Below are 18,751 nucleotides of genomic sequence, written 5' to 3'. Positions count from 1 at the left end.
AAACAGTTCGCTGTTGAGTTCTCAAAGAACACACCCACACCACAACCACACACCCAACAAGGCGCACAGTCGCGGGGAGCAATTCCCATGTCGTTTCGGTGCTGATCACCCTAGCAGGCCCGAAACACCGGCTTTCCCGGGGGGTCCCCGTTCATCCCGGCCGCTTCACGCCACCGCATCGAGTTCTCAACGGACAGCCCACTCTACCACCCGAAAGCAGGAGCTTGGTTCGCCATCCCCGCCAGCGCCCGGTCCGTTTCCCGGCCCGTTCCGCGCTGACCTGAACAACTCTACACACCCCGTCGAACCCCCTGCGAACCACCCCCCGATCAAGGGTGAACCCGCAGGTCAGGACGAAGATCGGCGGGCTCGTCAGAGCAGGAACGAGAACAGCGGCGAGCCGGGCGAGACCTGCTCGATCTGCAGCGGGCTCTCCTTCATCCGCTTGAGCAGCTCGTCGAGCTCGCCGGCGTGGTCCAGTTCGATGCCGACCAGCGCGGGCCCGTGCTCCCGGTTGTTCTTCTTGACGTACTCGAAGGCGACGATGTCCTGGCCCTCGGCGAGCACGTCGTCGAGGAAGTGGCGCAACGCCCCCGGCTCCTGCGGGAAGGAGACCAGGAAGTAGTGCCGCAGCCCCTCGTGCACCAGGGAGCGCTCCACGACCTCGGCGTAGCGGCTGAGGTCGTTGTTGCCACCGGAGACGACGCAGACGACCGGTCCGCGCGGGGCCCGCTCCAGCGGCATCCGAGCGGCCGCGCTGGCCAGCGCACCCGCGGGCTCGGCGATGATGCCGTCGGTCTGGTACAGGTCGACCATCTCGGTGCACACGGCACCTTCGGGCACCGCGACGAGCTCGTCGACGAGGTCGCGGGCCACCCGGTACCCGAGGTCGCCGACCCGGCCGACCGCCGCGCCGTCGACGAAGGTGTCCACGTGCGGCAGCGCGACCGGCCCGCCGTTGTCCAGCGCGGCCCGCAGGCTGGTGGCCCCGGCCGGTTCGGCGCCCACCACGTGCACGTCCGGGAAGTGCTCCTTGAGCCACAGCACGACACCGGCCAGCAGTCCGCCGCCGCCGACCGGAACGATCACCGTGTCGATCGGGCCCTCGTGCTGCTCGGCGATCTCCAAGCCCACGGTGCCCTGCCCCGCGATGGTCCGCGCGTCGTCGAACGGGTGCACGTAGACGGCGCCGGTGCTCCGGCCGTCCTCCTGCGCGGCGACGCTGGCCTCGTCGAACGAGCTGCCGACGATGACCGGCTCGACCCACTCCCCGCCGATCGCGGCGATGCGGCGGCGCTTCTGCCGGGGCGTGTTGGTGGGCAGGTACACCCGGCCCTTGATCTGGAGCTCGCGGCAGCTGAACGCCAGGCCCTGCGCGTGGTTGCCCGCGCTGGCGCAGACGACACCGCGCTCGCGCTCCTCCGGCCCGAGCGAGGAGATCAGGTTGAACGCCCCGCGCATCTTGTAGGAGCGGCAGAGCTGCTGGTCCTCGCGCTTGAGCCGGACCGGGACGCCCAGCTCGGCGCTCAACCGGCTGCTCTCGTCGAGCGAAGTCCGCCGCGCGACCGGCCTCAACCGGGTGGCGGCGCGGTAGATGGCTGCGGGGGTCAACTCGTCGTACACCACTCGATACTAAGACCGCTCGACGGCTGCGGTGCGGAGCGGGGCGCCCTCACCGGGCACACCGTGGCGAGCGTCACCAGGACGGGGCTGACCTGCTGCGGAGTCCCTGCGCGGACGCCGGGGTGGTGCCCGCGCGGGGCGAGGCCCGCCCTCGCGGCCGCGCGGCGGCCGGGCATCTCACCCGGACCAGCGATGCGCCGGGCGCCTCGGGCTCCGCGCGCGAGTGGCCGGGGTCACGTCGCCTGCTTACCCTCCGGGCATGGCGTCGACGAGCACCTCAGCGGCGATCGGGAGCGTGGTGGTGCGCACCGGCCGGACCCTCGACGAGTGGGTGCGGATCGTGCGGGCGAGCGGGCTGGACCCGCACGACCAGGAAGCCGTGCACCGGTGGCTGCGCACCGAGCACGGCCTGTTGCGCGGCCCGGCGTGGACCGTCGCCGACGCGGCGTCGCGGGCGAGCGCGGATCCGCGGCCGGTCGTGGAGCGGTTGCGCGACGTGGTCGAGCAGTTCGGCGACGACGTGGTGGCCGACGAGGACGGCGGCCGGGTGCTGTTCCGGCGCGGGCGCCCCTTCGCGTCGGCCGCCGCGCGCGGTGCGGGGGTGCTGCTGGAGCTGCGCTTCGCGCATCCGCCGGGATCGGACCGGATGGCCGAGGCGGCGGACGGGGTGCACCGGCTGGAGCTGGGGTCGGTGGCCGAGATCGACGGTGAGGTCGAAGCCCTGCTGCAGGTGGCATACTCGCAGTGCGGCTGATCACCGGAGGCGCCGATGTCCGTCCTGCCCGTGTGCGTCACCTGCGGCACCCAGTACGCCGAACCCCGGCCGGAGTGCCCGATCTGCGAGGACGAGCGGCAGTACGTCCCGCCCTCCGGGCAGCGGTGGACCGATCTGGAGTCGCTGCGCGCGGGCGAGCACGCGGCGGTGGTGCGCGAGCAGGGCCCTGAGGTGATCGGGCTCGGCTGCGAGCCGCGGTTCGCGATCGGGCAACGGGCGCTGCTGATCAAGGCGCCGGGCGGCAACGTGCTGTGGGACTGCGCCGCCTACCTCGACGACGCGCTGGTCGAAGCGGTGCGGGCGCACGGCGGGGTGTCGGCGATCGCGATCAGCCACCCGCACTACTACACGACGATGGTCGAGTGGAGCCGGGCGTTCGACGCGCCGATCCACCTGCACGCCGCCGACCGGGAGTGGATCGGCAGGCCGGATCCGGCGATCGAGCTGTGGGACGGCACCACCGCGACCTTGGCCCCGGGCCTGACGCTGTTGAACCTGGGCGTGCACTTCGCGGGCGGCACGGTGCTGCACTGGGAGCGCGGCGCGGGGTCGCTGTTCAGCGGCGACATCGTGCAGGTCATCCCCGACCGGGAGCACGTGGCGTTCATGTACAGCTACCCGAACCTGATCCCGGAGCGGCCCGGGGTGGTGCGCCGTGCCGCCGAGCTGCTGGCCGGCTACCGCTTCGAGGCGCTCTACGGGGCGTGGTGGGACGCGGTGCTGCCGGACCGGGCTTCGACCATCGTGCAGCGATCGGCCCGGCGCTACCTCGACTTCGTCCTGGAGCGCTGAGCGGCCGACCCGCGCCGCTGTGCGCCGATCGGCCCTTATGCCGCGTCGCGGCGGGCTCGCATCATGCAGGGCATGGTGCAGAACCCACCGGCTCCGATCACCCCGGAGGACGAGGCGGCGGCGGCCCGGGCGGTGCTGAGCGATCCGGTCTGGGCGTTCATCACCGGGGCGGCGGGTTCCCGGGAAGTGGCCAAGCACGCCAACCGCGAGGCGTGGGACGAGGTCTTCCTCGGCCACCTGCTGCCGCGCGACGTGTCCCGGGTCAGCACGGCCACCTCGGTGCTCGGCGCCCCGGCCGCGGCGCCGTTCGCGGTGGCGCCGATGGGCCTGCCCGCGCGGATCTGGCCGCACGGCGACCTGGAGATCGCCGCGGCCTGCGCCGAGACGGGGATCCCGCTGGTGGTCTCGACGATGGCCTCGGCCCGCGTCGAGGACATCGCGAAGTCCGGGGCGCGCTGCGCCTTCCAGCTCTACTGGCTGCGCGATCCGCGGGCGCGCCGGGAGCTGGTGCGCCGCGCCGAGCAGGCGGGGTGCAGCGCGCTGGTGATCACCACCGACGCGCCGGTGCGGCGCGGCAGCGAGCGCGAGCGGGCGGCCGAGTTCAGCCCCGGCGCCGACGTCGCCCCCGCGATGACCGACGACGTCGAGATCGATCCGTCGCTGGACCTCGCCGACGTGGAAGCGGTCGTCGGCGCCACCTCGATGCCGGTCTACGTCAAGGGCGTGCTGTCGGCGGCAACCGCGAGCCGCTGCCGCGAGGCCGGTGCCGCCGGAGTGGTGGTGTCCAACCACGGCGGCAGGCAACTGCCGTGCGCGGTGCCCACGGCCACCGCGCTGGAACAGGTGGTGCGCCACGGCCCCGGAGGGCTCGAAGTGCTCGTCGACGGCGGCATCAGCACCGGCACCGACGTCCTGCGGTCCTTGGCGCTGGGCGCGACCGGCGCCCTGGTCGGCAGGCAGGTGCTGTACGGCCTGGGCCGCAGCGGGATGCAGGGCGTGCTCGGGGTGCTGCAGCGGATCAGCGCGGAGCTCGCGGAGCTGCTGGCGCTCACCGGCTGCCCGGAGGTCGCCGACGTGGCGCGGCTGCCGGTGCTCATCCGCCCGTGAGGGCCGAGCCCGCCCGTCAGGTGCCCGGCAGCACGGGTGGGACGAGGTGGACGACCTTGGTCGCGGTCATCTCGTCGAGGAGTTCCGGGCCGAAGCCGAAACCGCTGCCGCTGGCGCCCCTGGGCTGCGCGGCGCCGCCCGGGGCGCCGCCGAAGACCTCGTTGATCTTGACCGTGCCCACGCGCAGCGCGCGCCACGACCGCTGGGCGTGCGCCATGTCCGGGGTGAGCACGGTGGCCGCCAGCCCGTGCCGGTCGGCGGCCGCCTCGCGCAGCGCCTGGTCGAAGTCGTCGACGACGCGCACCGCGGCGACCGGCCCCAGCACCTCCTCCCGCAGCACCTCCATCTCGGGGCGGCAGTCGGTGAGCACGGTCGCCGGGTAGTAGCTGCCGTCGCCGTCGGGGAGCACACCACCGGCCAGCAGGGTCGCTCCGGCGTCGAGCGCGTCGCGGACCTTGCGGTGCACCTCGGCGCGGTGCTCCTCGGCGACCAGCGGGCCCATCGGGATCTCGTCGGCGGCGGGTGCCCCGAAGACCCGGCGGCGCGCTTGCTCGACCAGCGCCGCGAGGAAGTCCTCGGCCAGGTCGCGGTGCACGTAGATGCGCTCGACCGAGGTGCAGATCTGCCCGGAATTGGCGAACGCCCCCACGGCGGCCTGCTCCGCGGCGTGCTCCGGGTCGATCCCGGCGTCGACGATCAGCGCGTCGTTGCCGCCGTTCTCCAGCAGCGTCTTGGCCCCGGTGGCGGCCGCGGCGGCGGCGATGCTGCGGCCCGCGGCGGTGCTGCCGACGTGCGCGATGACGTCCAGGGTCGAATCGGCGACCAGCTCCGCCCCGCACCGCGGCCCGCCCGCCACCGAGCCGAGCAGCCCTTCGGGCAGGTGCGCGGCGAGGACCCGGTTCAGCAGCACGCCGGTCCGGACGGCCCGTTCGCTGGGCTTGTGCACCACCGCGTTGCCGGTGACCAGGGCGGCGCCGAGCACTCCGCAGGCCACGGCCACCGGCTCGTTCCACGGGGTCAGCGCGGCCACGACGCCCCGCGGTTCGTGCACCATCAGGTCGGTGGCGTCGTGCTCGCCGTTGAGCGAGCGGCCCCGGTGCACCGGCCCCAGCGCGGCGTACTCGTCGAGGGTGCCGGCCGCGGCTTCCACCGCGGCCCGGGCCTGCTCGCGCGGTCGGCCGGTCTCCCGGTGCTCCGTGGTGGCCAGCTCGTCGGCGGCGTCCCGGACCGCGTCGGCCAGTCGGGCCAGCACCGCGCCGCGGTCCCCCGCGGGCACCCGGGCCCACTCCGCCTGGGCCCGGTGGGCGGCGGCGACGGCCGCGGCCACCTCGTGCCTGCCCGACCCGACGATCGAATCGATGAGCTCGCCGTCGAGCGGGCTGCGCACCTCCACGACCTCGCGGTCCTCGTCCCACGACGTCGCCTCGACCAGCCCGCCGGACATCGACTCCGCTGCCACCGCACGGTCCACGCGTTCCTCCTCGCACTCGGTTCCGGTCCTGGGATTGCCCGCGGTGGGCCCCGGTCAATCCCCGCACCGCTCGATCAGCCGACCGGTTTGGTCCGGCGGCGCCCGGGCAACGCCGAGGGGAGCAACGTCCGGCGCGTGGGGGAGGCATCATGCCCGTCCAGTACCAGCAGTTCGTGGAAGGCGTCCGGGAGCGGGCCGAGCTGGGCTCGGCGGCCGACGCCCGCGAGGCGACCGTGCACACGCTCGAAGCCCTGGCCCGCCACCTCGACGCCGTGGACCGCCGGCAGCTCGCCACGGTGCTGCCCGGGGCCATCCGGGAGTCGGTGCACTGGGACGTGGCGGTCGACCAGGAGCAGGACGTGATCGCCGAAACCGCCCGCGAGCTGGGTCGACCGCCGGAGCAGGCCCGCTACGTGGTGCAGGCGGTGCTGTCCGAGATCGCCGCCGAGGACGACGCGCTCACCGCCTCGCTGGAGCACCGGCTGCCCGACGAGCTCGCACCGCTGTTCGCGGCCCCGGGTCAAGGGCCGCCGCCGGAGTGGTCGGCCGCCGCGGCCGAACCGCGCCCGCGACCGCTGGACCAGGACGAGCTGGCCCGGACCCTCGCCGAGATGCCCGGCTGGACCGGCACGACCGAGCGCATCGAGCGGACCGCGAGCCTGCCCCCGGAGCGGTGGAAGCCGGTGTTCAACCGGATCGACGCCGCCCAGCAGGAGCTCAGCCACCACGCCGCCATCGACGACCACGGCGACGGCACCGTCTCGTTCGCGCTGTCCACCCGGTCGCTCGGCGCGGTGACCGAGCTCGACCTGCAGCTCGCCCGGCGCATCGACGACGCCATCGCCGACATCGGCTCCGGCGGCTGACCGCAGACCAGGAACGCGAGGTCAGCCCGGTGGTGTTGCCCGGGCGAGGGAGCAGCGGCGACCGCGATGTGGAACGAGGAGCTGCTCATGGCCCCTTTCGGATTCACCGGCCTCGACCGCGGCGCGCCGACGGCGCTGTGCGGGGCGGTGTGCGGGGTGTGCGGGCAGGACGCCCGGTTCCGGCCCGTGCCCGGCGCCCCGGAGCGGCGGGCGTGCGCCCGCTGCGGCGCGCACCGGACCTCAGCCGTGGGCGCGCACCGGGGGTAGCGGTCCGTCCCACCGGGCGACCTCGACGCGGCTGAGCTGGCCGGTGGTGCCCTGGCCCAACCGGGACGTGCCCTCGTCGGTGGTGAGCACGTTGGGATTGCCGTGCACGCAGGTGGCGACCTCCGGTGCGCTGGGGTCGAACCACGCCCCGGTGGACAGCTGCACGACCCCGGGCCGCAGCGCCTCGCTGAGCACCGCTCCGGCCAGGCAGCTCCCGCGCTCGTTGTGCAGCCGCACCACGTCGCCGTCGGCGATGCCGCGCGCCGCCGCGTCGTCCGGGTGCAGCCGCACCGGTTCCCGGCCGCGCACCTTTGACCCGGCGCTGAGCGAACCGTGGTCGAGCTGGCTGTGCAGGCGGGTCGCGGGGTTGTTCGCGATCAGGTGCAACGGGTACGCCGACTCGGCGGGCGGCAGCCAGGTCGGGTGCGGTGGGCAGTCGTCGTAGCCGAACGACTCGATCGTCCGGGAGCGCAGTTCGATCCGGCCGCTCGGCGTGGGCAGCGGGTGCGCCACCGGGTCGGCGCGGAAGTCGGCGTAGAGCACGTGCTCGGCGTTCGGGACGACCAGGTCCACCCGGCCGGCGCGCCAGAACCCGGCGAAGTCCTCCGCCGGCGCGACGTCGGCGGGCAGCGCGGCCCGCCAGGTCTCGTAGAGGTGCTGGAGCCACTGCCGCTCGTCGCGGCCCTCGGTGAACTCCGCGGCCGCGCCCAGCCGCTCGGCCAGCGCGCTGAAGATCCGGTAGTCGTCGCGAGCCTCCCCGACCGGGTCCAGCACGCGGTGCATGGCCACCACCGCGCCGTCGTGGCGGGCCGCCCCGATGTCGTCGCGTTCCAGGGTCGTGGTGCTCGGCAGCACGATGTCGGCGTGGCGGGCGGTGGCGGTCCAGAACGGCTCGTGCACCACCACCGCGTCCGGGCGGGCGAAGGCGCGGCGCAGCCGGGTGAGGTCCTGGTGGTGGTGGAACGGGTTGCCGCCCGCCCAGTGCACCAACCGGATGTCCGGGTAGGTCAGCACCGACCCGTCGTACTCGACCGTCTCGCCCGGGTGCAGCAGCAGGTCGGCGATGCGCGCCACGGGGATGTGGTCGGGCACGGGGTTGCGGCCCTGCGGCAGCGTCGGCAGCGGGTAGGGCAGCGACACGTCGCCGACGCCGGACATGCCGCCGTAACCGTGGCCGAACCCGCCGCCGGGGAGCCCGACCTGGCCGAGCAGGCAGGCCAGCGCGATGCCCGCCCACAGCGGCTGCTCGCCCCGGTGGGAGCGCTGCAACGACCAGCTCAGCGTGATCATGGTCCGGTTCCGCGCCATCTCCCGCGCCAGGTCGGCGATGACCGGCGCCGCGATGCCGCAGATCCCCTCGGCCCAGCCCGGGGTCTTGGCGGGACCGCCGTCGCGACCGAGCACGTGGTCGCGGAAGGCCTCGAAGCCCTCGCAGCAGCGCCGCAGGAACGCCTCGTCGTGCCGGCCCTCGGTGATCAGCACGTGGGCCAGCGCCAGCATGAGCGCCGTGTCCGTTCCCGGCACCGGAGCCAGCCAGTCGGCGTCGAGTTCCGCGGCCAGATCGTCGCGCAGCGGGCTGACCAGCACGAACCGCGCCCCGCCCCGGCGGGCCGCGGCCAGGTGCCCCGGCGTCCGGTGCCGGGTGGCTCCACCGGAGTTGACCTGCGAGTTCTTCGCCGGGATGCCGCCGAAGCAGACGAACAGCCCGGTGTGCCGGGTGAGCACCTCCCAGGTCGTCGGCCTGGTGACCGGGGCGTCGTCGCCGACCACGCGCCGCAGCAGCGGCAGCGCGGCGCCGTAGCTGTAGTTGCCGACCGACCGGGTGTAGCCGCCGGTCACGCCGAGGAACCGGTGCACCTGGCTCTGGGCGTGGTGGAACCGCCCTGCGCTGCTCCAGCCGTAGGAACCGCCGTAGACGGCCTGCGGGCCGTGCTCGGCGCGGACCCGCGCCAACTCCCCCGCCACCAGGTCCAGCGCCTGCTCCCACGGGACCGGGACGTGCTCGTCGCGGCCCCGGGCGTCGTCCGGACCGGGACCGCGTTCCAGGAAACCGCGCCGGACGTGCGGGCGCAGCACCCGGGAACGGGTCGAGGCGGGCACGTTGCGCAGCAGCGCGGACGGCTCCGGGTCGACGGGATCGGGCCGCACGTCCAGCCCGTCGCGTCCGGCCGCCGCGTGGAAGGCGCCCCAGTGCGCGCTGTGCTGGCGGTGCTCGGCCATGGGGCGGCGCTCCTGTCGGTCGTGGTCGGCCGACTCACGGTCGCCCGGCGCGGGACCGATGTCAAAGGCCCGCCGCGCATCTCACAACGCGCGGGTCAGATGCTGCGCAGCACCGAGACGACTATGCCCAGCACCACGGCGTCGGCACCGTCGATGACGTCGTAGGCCGGGTTGCGCGGTTCGAGCAGGACCTGGCCGCCGCGGCGCCGGTACACCTTGACGGTGGCCTCGTCGTCGATCATCGCCGCGACGATCTGACCGGAGTGGGCCTCGGGCTGCTGCCGCACCACCACGACGTCGCCGTCGCAGATCGCGGCGTCGATCATCGAGTCGCCGCGCACCCGCAGCGCGAAGACGTTGCCGCGGGCGGCGAACTCGCGGGGCAGCGCCAGCACGTCGTCGGCGTGCTGCTCGGCCGTGATGGGGGCGCCCGCCGCGATGTCCCCGACCACGGGGACCGGCACCGAATCCCCGGAGGTCTCCGATTCCCCGCCCGCCCGGAGGAACGGGCGCACGTCGGTCGGCCGGGACAACCCGGATCCCCGCCGGAGGTACCCCGCCTCCTCGAGCCTGGCCAGATGCCGGGCCACAGAGGACGGTGACCGCAGGCCGACGGCGTCGCCGATCTCCCGGGTGCTCGGCGAATAGCCGTACCGGAGCACCCAGTCCCGGATCGCGGCCAGGATCTGCTGCTGCCGCGGCGGCAACGCCGAGGCGTCCTCGAACACCCCGTGATCGTCGAATGCGGTCATCCGCCGAATGGTAGAGGGCAGCGGGCCGGTCAGCCGAAGCGGGCCGCGTACCGGCGCTGCCACGGCGTCTCGGCGGCGTGCCGGCAATAGCGCTCGCGGACGTAGGCCACCGCCTCGGCCCGGGGCACCCCGTCCAGCACGGCCAGGCAGGCCAGCGCCGTGCCGGTCCGGCCGCGCCCACCGCCGCAGGCGACCTCCACCCGCTCGTCCGCGGCGCGCTCCCACACCTCGCGCAACGCCGCGTCGGCCGCCGCGCGGTCGGCGGGCAACCGGAAGTCCGGCCAGCGCAGCCAGCGCGATTCCCACCGCGGCGGTGCGGGCCGCTTTCCCGCCAGGTACAGCCCGAAGTCCGGCAGCGGGCCGTCCGGCAGCCCGCCCCGCAGGCCCCGGCCGCGCACCAGCCGTCCGGAGGGCAGGCGCAGCACCCCGGCCGCGGTGGGCTCCCAGGATCCGGTCACGGCGCCGAGCGTAACCGTGCTCCGATCAGCTGATGATCGGTGCGTCGCGGACCTCGGGTGCGGGAAACTACGCCGACCCGGCCCTCCGACGGCGAGGAGCGCTCCCGTGCCCGCTGAGCACCCGCACCACGACGCACTGCCCGAGCACTGGTGGCGTTCGCTGTCCGAGCGGGACACCGGGAGCGCGCTGCGGGCCGCCGACGGCGCCTTCGTCGGGATGCCGGTGGGCGGCATCGGCTGCGGGCAGCTCTACCTCGGCGCGGGCGGCAGGCCGTGGCTGTGGGACGTGGACAACCGGCGGCCCCCGGGCAACATCCAGGACGCGCACTACCTCGACCCGCTCACCCCGAGCTCGCCCTTCGACCACGCCGTCGCGGTGCGCACCGGCGGGCAGGACCGGTGGCTGGACGAGCGCGACGTCCCGGACGCCGTCTTCACCGGCCGCCCACCGCTGGCCGAGGTCGACTACGGCGGCGAACCGGTGCGGATCGCGCTGCGGGCCTGCTCCCCGTTCGTCCCCGGCGAGATCGAGGACAGCTCCTACCCCGCCGTCGTGCTGGAGTACACCGCGACCAACGACGGCACCGAACCCGCCGACGTGGTGCTCGCCGCCTTCCTGGAGAACCCGGTGTGCCTGGACAGCAGGCAGCGGCGCCCGATGCGGCTGCACGCCGGGGAATTCCGCGCCGGCGGCGCGCGCGGCGTGCAGTTCAGCGCCACCGAACCGCCCCGCGCGGGGCATTCCCGGCCCGACATCGTCGTCGAGGACTGGAGCGAGGAGACCTACCGGGGGTGGACCGCGACCGGCGACGCCTTCGGCGACGGCCCGGTGCGCCTCGTCGACCGTCCCGACTACCAGGGCGAGTCCGGTGCCTTCGGGCAGCGCATGGTCGATTCCCACGCCAGCGCGCCGGGTTCCGACGCCGCGGCCCGCGACCGGGCCACCGGCACGCTGCGCAGCGCACCGTTCCGGCTCGACCGCGACTACCTGCGGTTCCGGCTCAGCGGTGGGTTCTTCCCCGGTACCTGCTGCCTCAACCTGCTCGTCGACGGTGCCGTGGTGGGCACCGCCACCGGCTCCTCCCGCGACCAGCTCGCCGACCGGGTGCTGCACGTGGCGCCGTGGGCGGGGCGCGAGGCGGTGATCGAGCTCGTCGACGCCGAAACCGGTTCGTGGGGGCACGTCGGCGCCGGGCGCATCGTGCTCAGCGACCACGCCCCGAGCGGACCGCCGCTGGCGGAGCTGCCCGACCACGGCACGGTGGCGCTGGCCGCCTCCGGCGCGGACCGGATCAGCACCACCCCCGCGCTGGCCGCGTGGGACACCCCGAGCGCGGTGCTCGACGCCCGGCCCGCCGAGGTCGAGCCGGACGGGGTGCGCGACCGCTCGGCCGGTGCGGTGCGGGCCGAGCTGCGACTGGCCCCGGGCGAGCAGCGCACGGTGCGCTTCCACCTGGCGTGGTCGTTCCCGGTGCCGGACCGCGAAGGGCTCGGCTTCCTCACCGGCGCGGCGGGGTTGCGCAGGCACTACGCGGAGCGCTTCGACGTGGCCGCGGACGTGGTGCGGGAGCTGGTGCTGCGCGCCGAACCGCTGATCCGGCGCACCGCCGAGTGGGTGCGCACCTGGTACGAGGACAGCACGCTGCCGTGGTGGCTGCTGGAGCGGGTCGCCGCCGGCACGACGATCCTGGCCACCTCCACCTGCTACCGGTTCGCCGGCGGCCGGTTCTACGGCTGGGAAGGCGCCTACTGCTGCGCGGGCACCTGCACCCACGTGTGGCACTACGCGCATGCCGTGGCCGGGCTGTTCCCGGACGTCGAGCGCGACACCCGGGAGCGGGTCGACCTCGGCATCGGGTTCCACCAGCTCACCGGGCAGGTCAGCATGCGCGGCGAAGCCGACCGGGGTCCGGCGGTGGACGGTCAGGCGGGCACGGTGCTGCGGATCTACCGGGAGCACCGGATGAGCGCCGACGACGGCTGGCTGCACCGGATGTGGCCGCGGACCCGGCAGGCCGTGGAACACCTGATGCGCCACGACGCCGGGGCCGACGGGGTGCTCGACGGTCCGCAGCCCAACACTCAGGACGCCACCTGGTTCGGCCGGATCAGCTGGCTGTCCGGGCTCTACGTGGCGGCGCTGCGCGCCGGGGAGGCGATGGCCCGGGAATGCGGGGACGCCGACTTCGCCGCGCGGTGCGCGGAACTGGCCGAGCGGGGCACCGAGGTGCTCGGCGGGCGGCTGTTCAACGGCGAGTACTACGTCCACGAGCTCGATCCCGCGCGGCCCGGTTCGGTGAACACCAACCGGGGCTGCTTCGCCGATCAGCTCCTCGGCCAGAGCTGGGCCGAGCAGCTCGACCTGCCCCGGGTCTTCCCCGCGGCGCAGACCCGCACCGCGCTGGAGAGCATCTGGCGGCACAACTTCGTCCCGCGCCCGCTGGAATTCCGCGAGGCCAGCCCGATCCCGGGCGGCCGGACCTTCTACGACGCCGATGTGCCCGCCCTGGTGATGTGCACCTGGCCGCGGGGCGGCGGCGAGGAAGCGGGGGCGAACTGGTCGACCAGCTACCTCAACGAGTCGTGGCACGGCATCGAGTACCAGGTCGCCGCCCACCTGATCGCCGAGGGCATGGTGACCGAGGGGCTGGCGGTGGCCCGCTCGGTGCACGACCGCTACGACGCCTCCCGCCGCAACCCCTACAACGAGATCGAGTGCAGCGACCACTACGCCCGGTCGATGGCCAGCTTCGGCGTCTACCTCGGCGCGCTGGGCTTCGAGCACCACGGTCCGCGCGGCCACCTCGGCTTCGCGCCGAAGATCCGGCCGGAGGACTTCGCCGCCGCGTTCACCAGCGCCGCGGGCTGGGGCCGCTACGCCCAGGTCCGCGGCGCGCGGCGGCGCAGCGAGATCGACCTGCGCCACGGCCGGTTGCGGCTGGTCACCCTGGCGCTGGACGTCGCGGCGGCGCCGACCGAGGTCGCGCTCGACGGTGCGCCGGTGCCGCACGAATCGCAGGTCGCGGCCGACCGGGTGCTGATCCGCTTCCCCGAAGCACTGCACCTGGAGGAGGGCCAGCGGTTGGTGGTCGAGTTCTGACCCCGCGCTCCGGCTCACCGCGGCGGCGAAGCGCCCCCGGTTCCTCAACTTCCGGGGGAACCGCCGCCCGCGCCGCCCGGACTACGATCGAGGCGTGGCGAACGGGTTCAGCGTGGTGCCGTCGGCGTACGTCCTGCTCCGCCGAGCCGACGAGGTGCTGCTGCAGTTGCGCCGGGGCACCGGCTACCGCGACGGGTTCTGGGCCTGCGGGGCCGCCGGGCACGTCGAGCGAGCCGAATCCGTGCTGGACGCGGCGCGGCGGGAGGCCGCCGAGGAGCTCGGGATCACCGTGGCGCCGGAGGACCTGCGGCCGCTGACGGTGATGCACCGGACCGGCGGCGACGGTCGGCCGGTCAACGAGCGGGTGGACTTCTTCTTCGAGTGCCGCCGCTGGTCCGGGCAGCCGCGCCTGGTCGAACCGGACAAGGCCGCCGAGCTCCGCTGGGCCGGGCTCGGCGCGCTGCCCGACCCGGTGGTGCCGCACGAGCTCGACGTCCTGCGGCTGCTGGGCACCGGTGCGGTCGCGCCGCTGCTCACCCACGGCTTCTGACGAGCCCGCTACTCGAACCGGCTCGGATCACCGCCGCCGCGCCGCACCACCTCCGGTTCGCCGGTGGAGAAGTCGACCACCGTGGTCGGCTCGACGCCGCCGTCCCCGGAATCCAGCACCGCGTCGAGCTGGTGGTCCAGCCGCTCCTTGATCTCCCAGCCCTGCGTCATCGGCTCGTCCTCGCCGGGCAGCAGCAGGGTCGAGGACAGCAGCGGTTCGCCGAGGGCGTCCAGCAGCGCCTGCGTCGTGACGTGGTCGGGGATCCGGATGCCGACGGTCTTCTTCTTCGGGTGCAGCAGGCGGCGCGGCACCTCGCCGGTGGCGGGCAGGATGAAGGTGTACTGGCCGGGCGTGGCCGCCTTGATGGCGCGGAACACCGCGTTGCTGATGTGCACGAACTGGCCGAGCTGCGCGAAGTTCTGGCACACCAGGGTGAAGTGGTGGCGGTCGCCGAGGTTCCGGATGGCGCGGATGCGTTGCATCCCCGAGCGGTTGCCGAGCTCGCACCCGAGCGCGAACCCGCTGTCGGTCGGGTAGGCGATCAGCCCGTCCCGCTCCAGCAGGTCGACGATCTGGCCGATCGCCCGCGGCTGCGGGTTGCGCGGATGCACGTCGAAGTACTTCGCCATCCACCGAGCATAGGCGCCGCCGGCCGCCGGCGGCGCACGACCGCCCTCAGCCGAGCAGCGGCAGCGGCGCGAAGACGTGGTCCCGCCAGATCCGCCGCGACGTCTCCTCCGGGTAGCCGGTGACCGCCGGGGGCACGTCGAGCACCTGGGTCGGCCGGTCGTCGAGGTCGTAGGGCGGCCACCCCGGGTCGCCGCCGACGGCGAACGCGACCCAGGCCGCCCGGACGTGCGCGGACAGCTCCTCGGCCGCCGGGGTGAAGTCCGCGCCGATGAGCCGTGCGCCCAGGTCCGCACCGGCGGTGCCGAACACCAGCGGCACGTCGAGCCCGTGGCAGGCGCCGCGCGGGCCGTCGGCGGCGGGCGCGGTCCAGGTCAGCTCGTAGAGGTGCGCCCGCCCACCGCCCGCGAGCTGCGCTTCGGCCAGGTGCAGGCTGGGCATCCGGAACAGCCAATCCGACCGCACCAGCTCGTCGAGCCGTTCCGGACCGGCGTCCGGGTGGGCCTCCCGGTAGCGGCGCGCGCCGTCCGGTCCGGGCGCGAAGACCCGCAGCGCGGTGGCGGCCTCCTGCTCGGTCACCGCGCCGAGCCGACCGTCCAGCCAGGTGAACAGGCGCTGCTCGTCGCGGGTGTGCCCGACCAGCAGGTCGACGTCGCGCCCGGCACCGGCCGCCAGCGCCTGCCACGGCGCGACCGGCAGCACCTCGCCGTCGACGACCGGGGCGAACGGGGTGGTCGTGCGCGCGACCGGGCCCCAGCGGTGCTCGTGGCTCCCGAGGTCCGCGGCGACCGCGTCCCCGGCGGCGACCAGCCGCGCCGGTTCCACCTCGGCGAGCTCGGTGGCCGACGGCCGCCGCCCGGCCGCTGCGGCCAGGACCGCACCGACGTCGGCGGCCAGCGGGGCCGAGAAGAAGGTCCCGGCCACGCTCTGCGCGATGACCCGCCCGAACAGGCCCGCCGCGCTCGGCATGGCCAGCAGCGCGGCGGCGGATCCGGCGCCCGCCGACTCGCCGAAGACCGTGACGCGGCCGGGATCACCGCCGAAGCCCCGCACGTTGTCCCGCACCCACTCCAGGGCGGCGACCTGGTCCAGCAGTCCCCGGTTCGGCGGCGCCCCGTCGAGCTGCGCGAAACCCTCGACCCCGACCCGGTAGTTCAGCGTGACGACCACGACGCCGCCGTCGCGGGCCAACCGGGCACCGTCGTAACCGGGCTGCGACGAACCGCCGAGCAGGTACGCCCCGCCGTGGATCCACACCAGCACCGGCAGCCCCGCCTCGCGCCCGGGGTCGGGCGACCACACGTTGACGGTCAGCCAGTCGTCCCCGGTGCCGCCCGGAATCCCGATCGGCTGCGGGGGCGGTGGACCGAACTCCGACGCCGCGCGCACCCCGTCCCACGGCCGGACCGGCTGCGGTGCGGCGAACCGGCGCGGGCCGACCGGTGCGGCGGCGAACGGGATGCCGAGGAACACCCCCACCCCGCCGGACCAGCGACCGCGCACCGCACCGGACGCGGTGCGGACCTCGGGAGCGGTCGTCGCGGCGTCCTCCCGTCGCGCGCGGGCGGTCACCGCCCGTCCCGCTCGACGCCCGTCCCGGACGCGGCGGGCATCGGGTGCCGGGACAGGAAGTCCAGCACCACCTTCGCGGCGAGCTCCCGCTGCTCCTCGAAGTAGGCGTGCCGGGCGCCGTCGAGCAGCACGAGTTCGGCACCGGGGATGTCGCGGGCCAGCAGCCGCGCGTTGTCCGGCGGGGTCAGCAGGTCGTCGGTGCCGTGCAGCACGAGCGTCGGCGCGCCGATCCGGCCGAGCTCGGCGGCGGCGTCGTGGGCGTTGCTGGCCCGCAGGTGACCGCGCCGCGCGGGCAACCGCATCGGCGACCCGAGCGTGCGGTGCGGTCCGGGGTGCGCGCGCGTCCACTCCGGGGTGTACATCAGCTCGGCGAGCGCGCGCCGGGCCTCCGGACCCGCGCCCACCAGCGAGCGGGACACCTCCGCCGAGGCGCGCACGGCCTCCGCCCCGCCCGCCGAGGTGCAGCCGAGCACCAGCGCACCGACCCGGTGCGGGTGGTCCAGGGCGACCCGCTGGGCGACCTTGCCACCCATCGAGGTGCCGTAGACGTGGGCGCGGGCGAGGCCCAGCGCGTCGAGCACCGCGATCACGTCGGCGGCGAACCGCCGGGTGCTGTACTCCGCCTCCGCGGGCGAATCGCTGTCCCCGGTGCCGAGGTGGTCCAGCACGACGGTGCGGTGCGCGGCGGCGAAGTCGTCGCGGACGGAGTCCCACCAGCGGTGGTCGTTGGCCTGCCCGGCCAGCAGCACCAGCGGTGGACCGGACCCGATCGCCTCGTACCAGATCCGGGCCCCGTCGTGACTCGTCGCGTGCGGCACGACCTCATCCTAGGCGGGGCGCGGCGGGAGCAGAGCCGGGAATCCGAAGCGGGCGCTCACCCCGGCCCCGACCAGGACGTGCGGCCACCGCGGCCCGGTGGCGCACCCGGCGAACAGCGGTGCCAGCCCCCGGTGCGACAGGCCGAGCAGCTCGGCGGAGCGCAGCCGCCACGGCTCGTGGGTCACCGGCAGCCGCACCGTGCGCCCGGCGCGGGCGAAGTGCAGCGCCCAGCGGGCCGTGAGGAACCGCTCCAGCGGGCCGGTTTCGACGGCCTCGCCGGGGCGCACCAGGAACCGGACCCGCAGTCCGCGCCGCTCGGCCCGGTAGCCGAGGGTGCCGCCGCTCCGTCGCTGCCGCACCCGCGACCCGCGGCACGGCAGCCCGGACAGCATCCGCAGGCCCGCGCCGAGCTCCGGTCGGGACAGCTCCATCGCGAGGAACACCTGGCCCCGCCCGCCCGTCCGGTCGACGCAGTAGGTCCGCACGTTGAGCTGGGTCATCCCGCCCAGCGGCACGCCCGCGAGGCGGATCACCGGCATCCGCAGCGCCACCACCCCGAGCCAGCCCGTCCCGGCGAAGACGTCGGGGCGGGTGCCGGGCGGCAGCAGCGGGGCGAGCCGGTCGGGATCGCACGGCCAGTGCAGGAACACCGCGTCGCGCCAGAGCTGCGAAGTCGGCGCCGGGCCGATGCGGTGCGGCGCGGTGTCGCCGGTCGGCCCCATCAGCCCGCGCGCAGCAGCGCGGCGTAGAGGGTCAGTCCGGGACCGAAGGCCATCGCGACGACGGGACCACCGCCGTCCAGCGCACCGCCGCGGCGCAGTTCGTCGACGACCAGCGGCAGCGTCGCCGAGGAGCAGTTGCCGTGCTCGGCCAGCACCGACCACGAGGCGTCCAGCGCTTCCGGCGCCAGCCCCAGCGCCTCCCGGACCGTGTCGAGGATGCGCGGTCCGCCCGGGTGCACGGCCCACGCGCGCACGTCGTCCGGGCCGTAGCCGTTGCGCCCGAGCAGGTCCGCGGTGACCTCGGCGACGTGATCGGCCAGCACGTCCGGGACCTTCGGCGACAGCCCCATCCGGAAGCCCAGGTCGGTGATGTCCCACGTCATGTACGCGCTCGCGGAGGTGTCGGTGCGGGCGTCGACGTCGAGCAGCTCCAGCCCGCGCCCGCCCGGGCGCACCACGAGGGCCACCGCCGCGTCGCCGAACAACGCGTGCGGCACGATCTGCTCCGGATCGGAGGTCGGCGGCTGCAGGTGCAGCGAGGTCAGCTCCTCGCACAGCAGCACCGCCGGGCGGTCGCGGGCGGCGGTGAAGTCGCCCACCGCGCCCAGCCCGGGAACGGCGGCGTAGCAACCCATGTGGCCGATGCACAGCCGCTGCACCCGGTCGGGCAGGGCCAGCGACTCGGCCAGCCGGACGTCCAGCCCCGGAGTGCTGTACCCGGTGCACGAGACCACCGCGAGCAGGCCGATGTCGGCGGCGTCGAGTCCGGACTCGGCCAGCGCGGCGGTGATCGCCCGGTGCCCCAGCGGCGGGGCCTCCTCGGCGTAGCGGCGCATCCGCCGCCCGGTCGACCACCCGGAGACGTCCTCCAGCACCGGGTTCACCGCGGCGTGCCTGCGGCGCAGGAACGGGGCGCGGAAGATCCGCTCGGCGACCCGGGCGCCGCCGAAGTGGTCCCGGAAGAACCCCTCCCACAGCACGTCCTGCGCCACGGCCGCGGGGAACGCGGTGCCGATGCCGGCGATCACCG

At 75.0% G+C, this 18,751-nt stretch carries 17 protein-coding genes; 7 read left to right on the top strand and 10 right to left on the bottom strand.

The window, feature by feature from the left end; genetic code table 11:
* Positions 1-372: 372 nt before the first annotated feature.
* Positions 373-1,626 carry a threonine ammonia-lyase IlvA gene (gene ilvA / locus ABD976_RS17130; protein WP_345364257.1) on the bottom strand — a complete coding sequence of 418 codons (1,254 nt, stop codon included), beginning with the start codon at positions 1,624-1,626 and terminating at the stop codon, positions 373-375.
* Positions 1,627-1,882: 256 nt separating this feature from the next.
* On the opposite strand from ilvA, the gene ABD976_RS17125 reads away from it, so the two are divergent.
* The 3 genes from ABD976_RS17125 to ABD976_RS17115 all read left to right on the top strand — a co-directional run bounded on the left by ABD976_RS17125 (position 1,883) and on the right by ABD976_RS17115 (position 4,297).
* Positions 1,883-2,377, top strand: coding sequence for a DUF4287 domain-containing protein (locus ABD976_RS17125; RefSeq protein WP_345364255.1), 495 nt, complete (start codon positions 1,883-1,885; stop codon positions 2,375-2,377).
* Between the two features lie 15 nt (positions 2,378-2,392).
* The gene (locus tag ABD976_RS17120) at positions 2,393-3,190 is read left to right on the top strand and encodes an MBL fold metallo-hydrolase (RefSeq protein WP_345364253.1); all 798 of its coding nucleotides are present in this window, start codon (positions 2,393-2,395) and stop codon (positions 3,188-3,190) included.
* 72 nt (positions 3,191-3,262) lie between these two features.
* A complete protein-coding gene (locus ABD976_RS17115) occupies positions 3,263-4,297 on the top strand; it encodes an alpha-hydroxy acid oxidase (RefSeq protein ID WP_345364251.1) in 1,035 nt (344 codons plus the stop codon).
* Positions 4,298-4,313: 16 nt separating this feature from the next.
* On the opposite strand, the gene ABD976_RS17110 is transcribed toward ABD976_RS17115, so the two are convergent.
* Complete coding sequence (locus ABD976_RS17110; protein WP_345364295.1) at positions 4,314-5,741, bottom strand: aldehyde dehydrogenase family protein; 1,428 nt, start codon at positions 5,739-5,741, stop codon at positions 4,314-4,316.
* A 176-nt stretch (positions 5,742-5,917) separates the two neighbouring features.
* Between ABD976_RS17110 and ABD976_RS17105 the strand changes: the two genes are divergently transcribed.
* Complete coding sequence (locus ABD976_RS17105; protein ID WP_345364249.1) at positions 5,918-6,634, top strand: DUF2267 domain-containing protein; 717 nt, start codon at positions 5,918-5,920, stop codon at positions 6,632-6,634.
* Between the two features lie 87 nt (positions 6,635-6,721).
* Entirely contained in the window at positions 6,722-6,901 is a 180-nt protein-coding gene (locus tag ABD976_RS17100; protein ID WP_345364247.1) for a hypothetical protein, read from the top strand.
* Here the strand turns inward: ABD976_RS17100 and ABD976_RS17095 are convergent.
* The 3 genes from ABD976_RS17095 to ABD976_RS17085 all read right to left on the bottom strand — a co-directional run bounded on the left by ABD976_RS17095 (position 6,875) and on the right by ABD976_RS17085 (position 10,331).
* Positions 6,875-9,121: a molybdopterin-dependent oxidoreductase gene (locus ABD976_RS17095; RefSeq protein WP_345364244.1), complete on the bottom strand. Its 2,247-nt coding sequence runs from the start codon at positions 9,119-9,121 to the stop codon at positions 6,875-6,877. The genes ABD976_RS17100 and ABD976_RS17095 overlap by 27 nt on opposite strands.
* A gap of 95 nt (positions 9,122-9,216) precedes the next feature.
* On the bottom strand, positions 9,217-9,873 hold the full coding sequence (gene lexA / locus ABD976_RS17090) for a transcriptional repressor LexA (RefSeq protein WP_345364242.1): 657 nt from the start codon (positions 9,871-9,873) through the stop codon (positions 9,217-9,219).
* A 29-nt stretch (positions 9,874-9,902) separates the two neighbouring features.
* Positions 9,903-10,331, bottom strand: coding sequence for a phosphatase domain-containing protein (locus ABD976_RS17085; RefSeq protein ID WP_345364240.1), 429 nt, complete (start codon positions 10,329-10,331; stop codon positions 9,903-9,905).
* 106 nt (positions 10,332-10,437) lie between these two features.
* On the opposite strand from ABD976_RS17085, the gene ABD976_RS17080 reads away from it, so the two are divergent.
* Together ABD976_RS17080 and ABD976_RS17075 are read left to right on the top strand one after the other, a co-directional pair.
* On the top strand, positions 10,438-13,431 hold the full coding sequence (locus tag ABD976_RS17080; RefSeq protein ID WP_345364238.1) for a GH116 family glycosyl hydrolase: 2,994 nt from the start codon (positions 10,438-10,440) through the stop codon (positions 13,429-13,431).
* Positions 13,432-13,525: 94 nt separating this feature from the next.
* Positions 13,526-13,981 (top strand): NUDIX hydrolase, encoded by a 456-nt coding sequence (locus tag ABD976_RS17075; protein WP_345364236.1) that lies wholly within the window; start codon positions 13,526-13,528, stop codon positions 13,979-13,981.
* 8 nt (positions 13,982-13,989) lie between these two features.
* Here the strand turns inward: ABD976_RS17075 and ABD976_RS17070 are convergent, their stop codons facing one another.
* Genes ABD976_RS17070 through ABD976_RS17050 form a run of 5 tightly spaced genes read right to left on the bottom strand, consistent with a single transcriptional unit; the run spans position 13,990 to position 18,749 of the window.
* Positions 13,990-14,610, bottom strand: coding sequence for an L-threonylcarbamoyladenylate synthase (locus tag ABD976_RS17070; protein WP_345364234.1), 621 nt, complete (start codon positions 14,608-14,610; stop codon positions 13,990-13,992).
* A gap of 46 nt (positions 14,611-14,656) precedes the next feature.
* Positions 14,657-16,180 carry a carboxylesterase/lipase family protein gene (locus tag ABD976_RS17065; protein ID WP_345364232.1) on the bottom strand — a complete coding sequence of 508 codons (1,524 nt, stop codon included), beginning with the start codon at positions 16,178-16,180 and terminating at the stop codon, positions 14,657-14,659.
* Positions 16,177-16,998 carry an alpha/beta fold hydrolase gene (locus ABD976_RS17060; RefSeq protein WP_345364230.1) on the bottom strand — a complete coding sequence of 274 codons (822 nt, stop codon included), beginning with the start codon at positions 16,996-16,998 and terminating at the stop codon, positions 16,177-16,179. Before ABD976_RS17060 ends, ABD976_RS17065 begins: the two co-directional genes overlap by 4 nt.
* 9 nt (positions 16,999-17,007) lie before the next feature.
* Complete coding sequence (locus tag ABD976_RS17055) at positions 17,008-17,721, bottom strand: YqjF family protein (protein ID WP_345364228.1); 714 nt, start codon at positions 17,719-17,721, stop codon at positions 17,008-17,010.
* The gene (locus ABD976_RS17050) at positions 17,721-18,749 is read right to left on the bottom strand and encodes a type III polyketide synthase (protein WP_345364226.1); all 1,029 of its coding nucleotides are present in this window, start codon (positions 18,747-18,749) and stop codon (positions 17,721-17,723) included. Before ABD976_RS17050 ends, ABD976_RS17055 begins: the two co-directional genes overlap by 1 nt.
* Between the last annotated feature and the right edge of the window lie 2 nt (positions 18,750-18,751).

The sequence above is a fragment of the Saccharopolyspora cebuensis genome, assembly GCF_039542665.1.
Lineage (GTDB): Bacteria > Actinomycetota > Actinomycetes > Mycobacteriales > Pseudonocardiaceae > Saccharopolyspora > Saccharopolyspora cebuensis.
The sequence above is the reverse complement of the archived record's forward strand: the minus strand, read 5'-3'. Positions and strand labels throughout refer to the sequence as shown.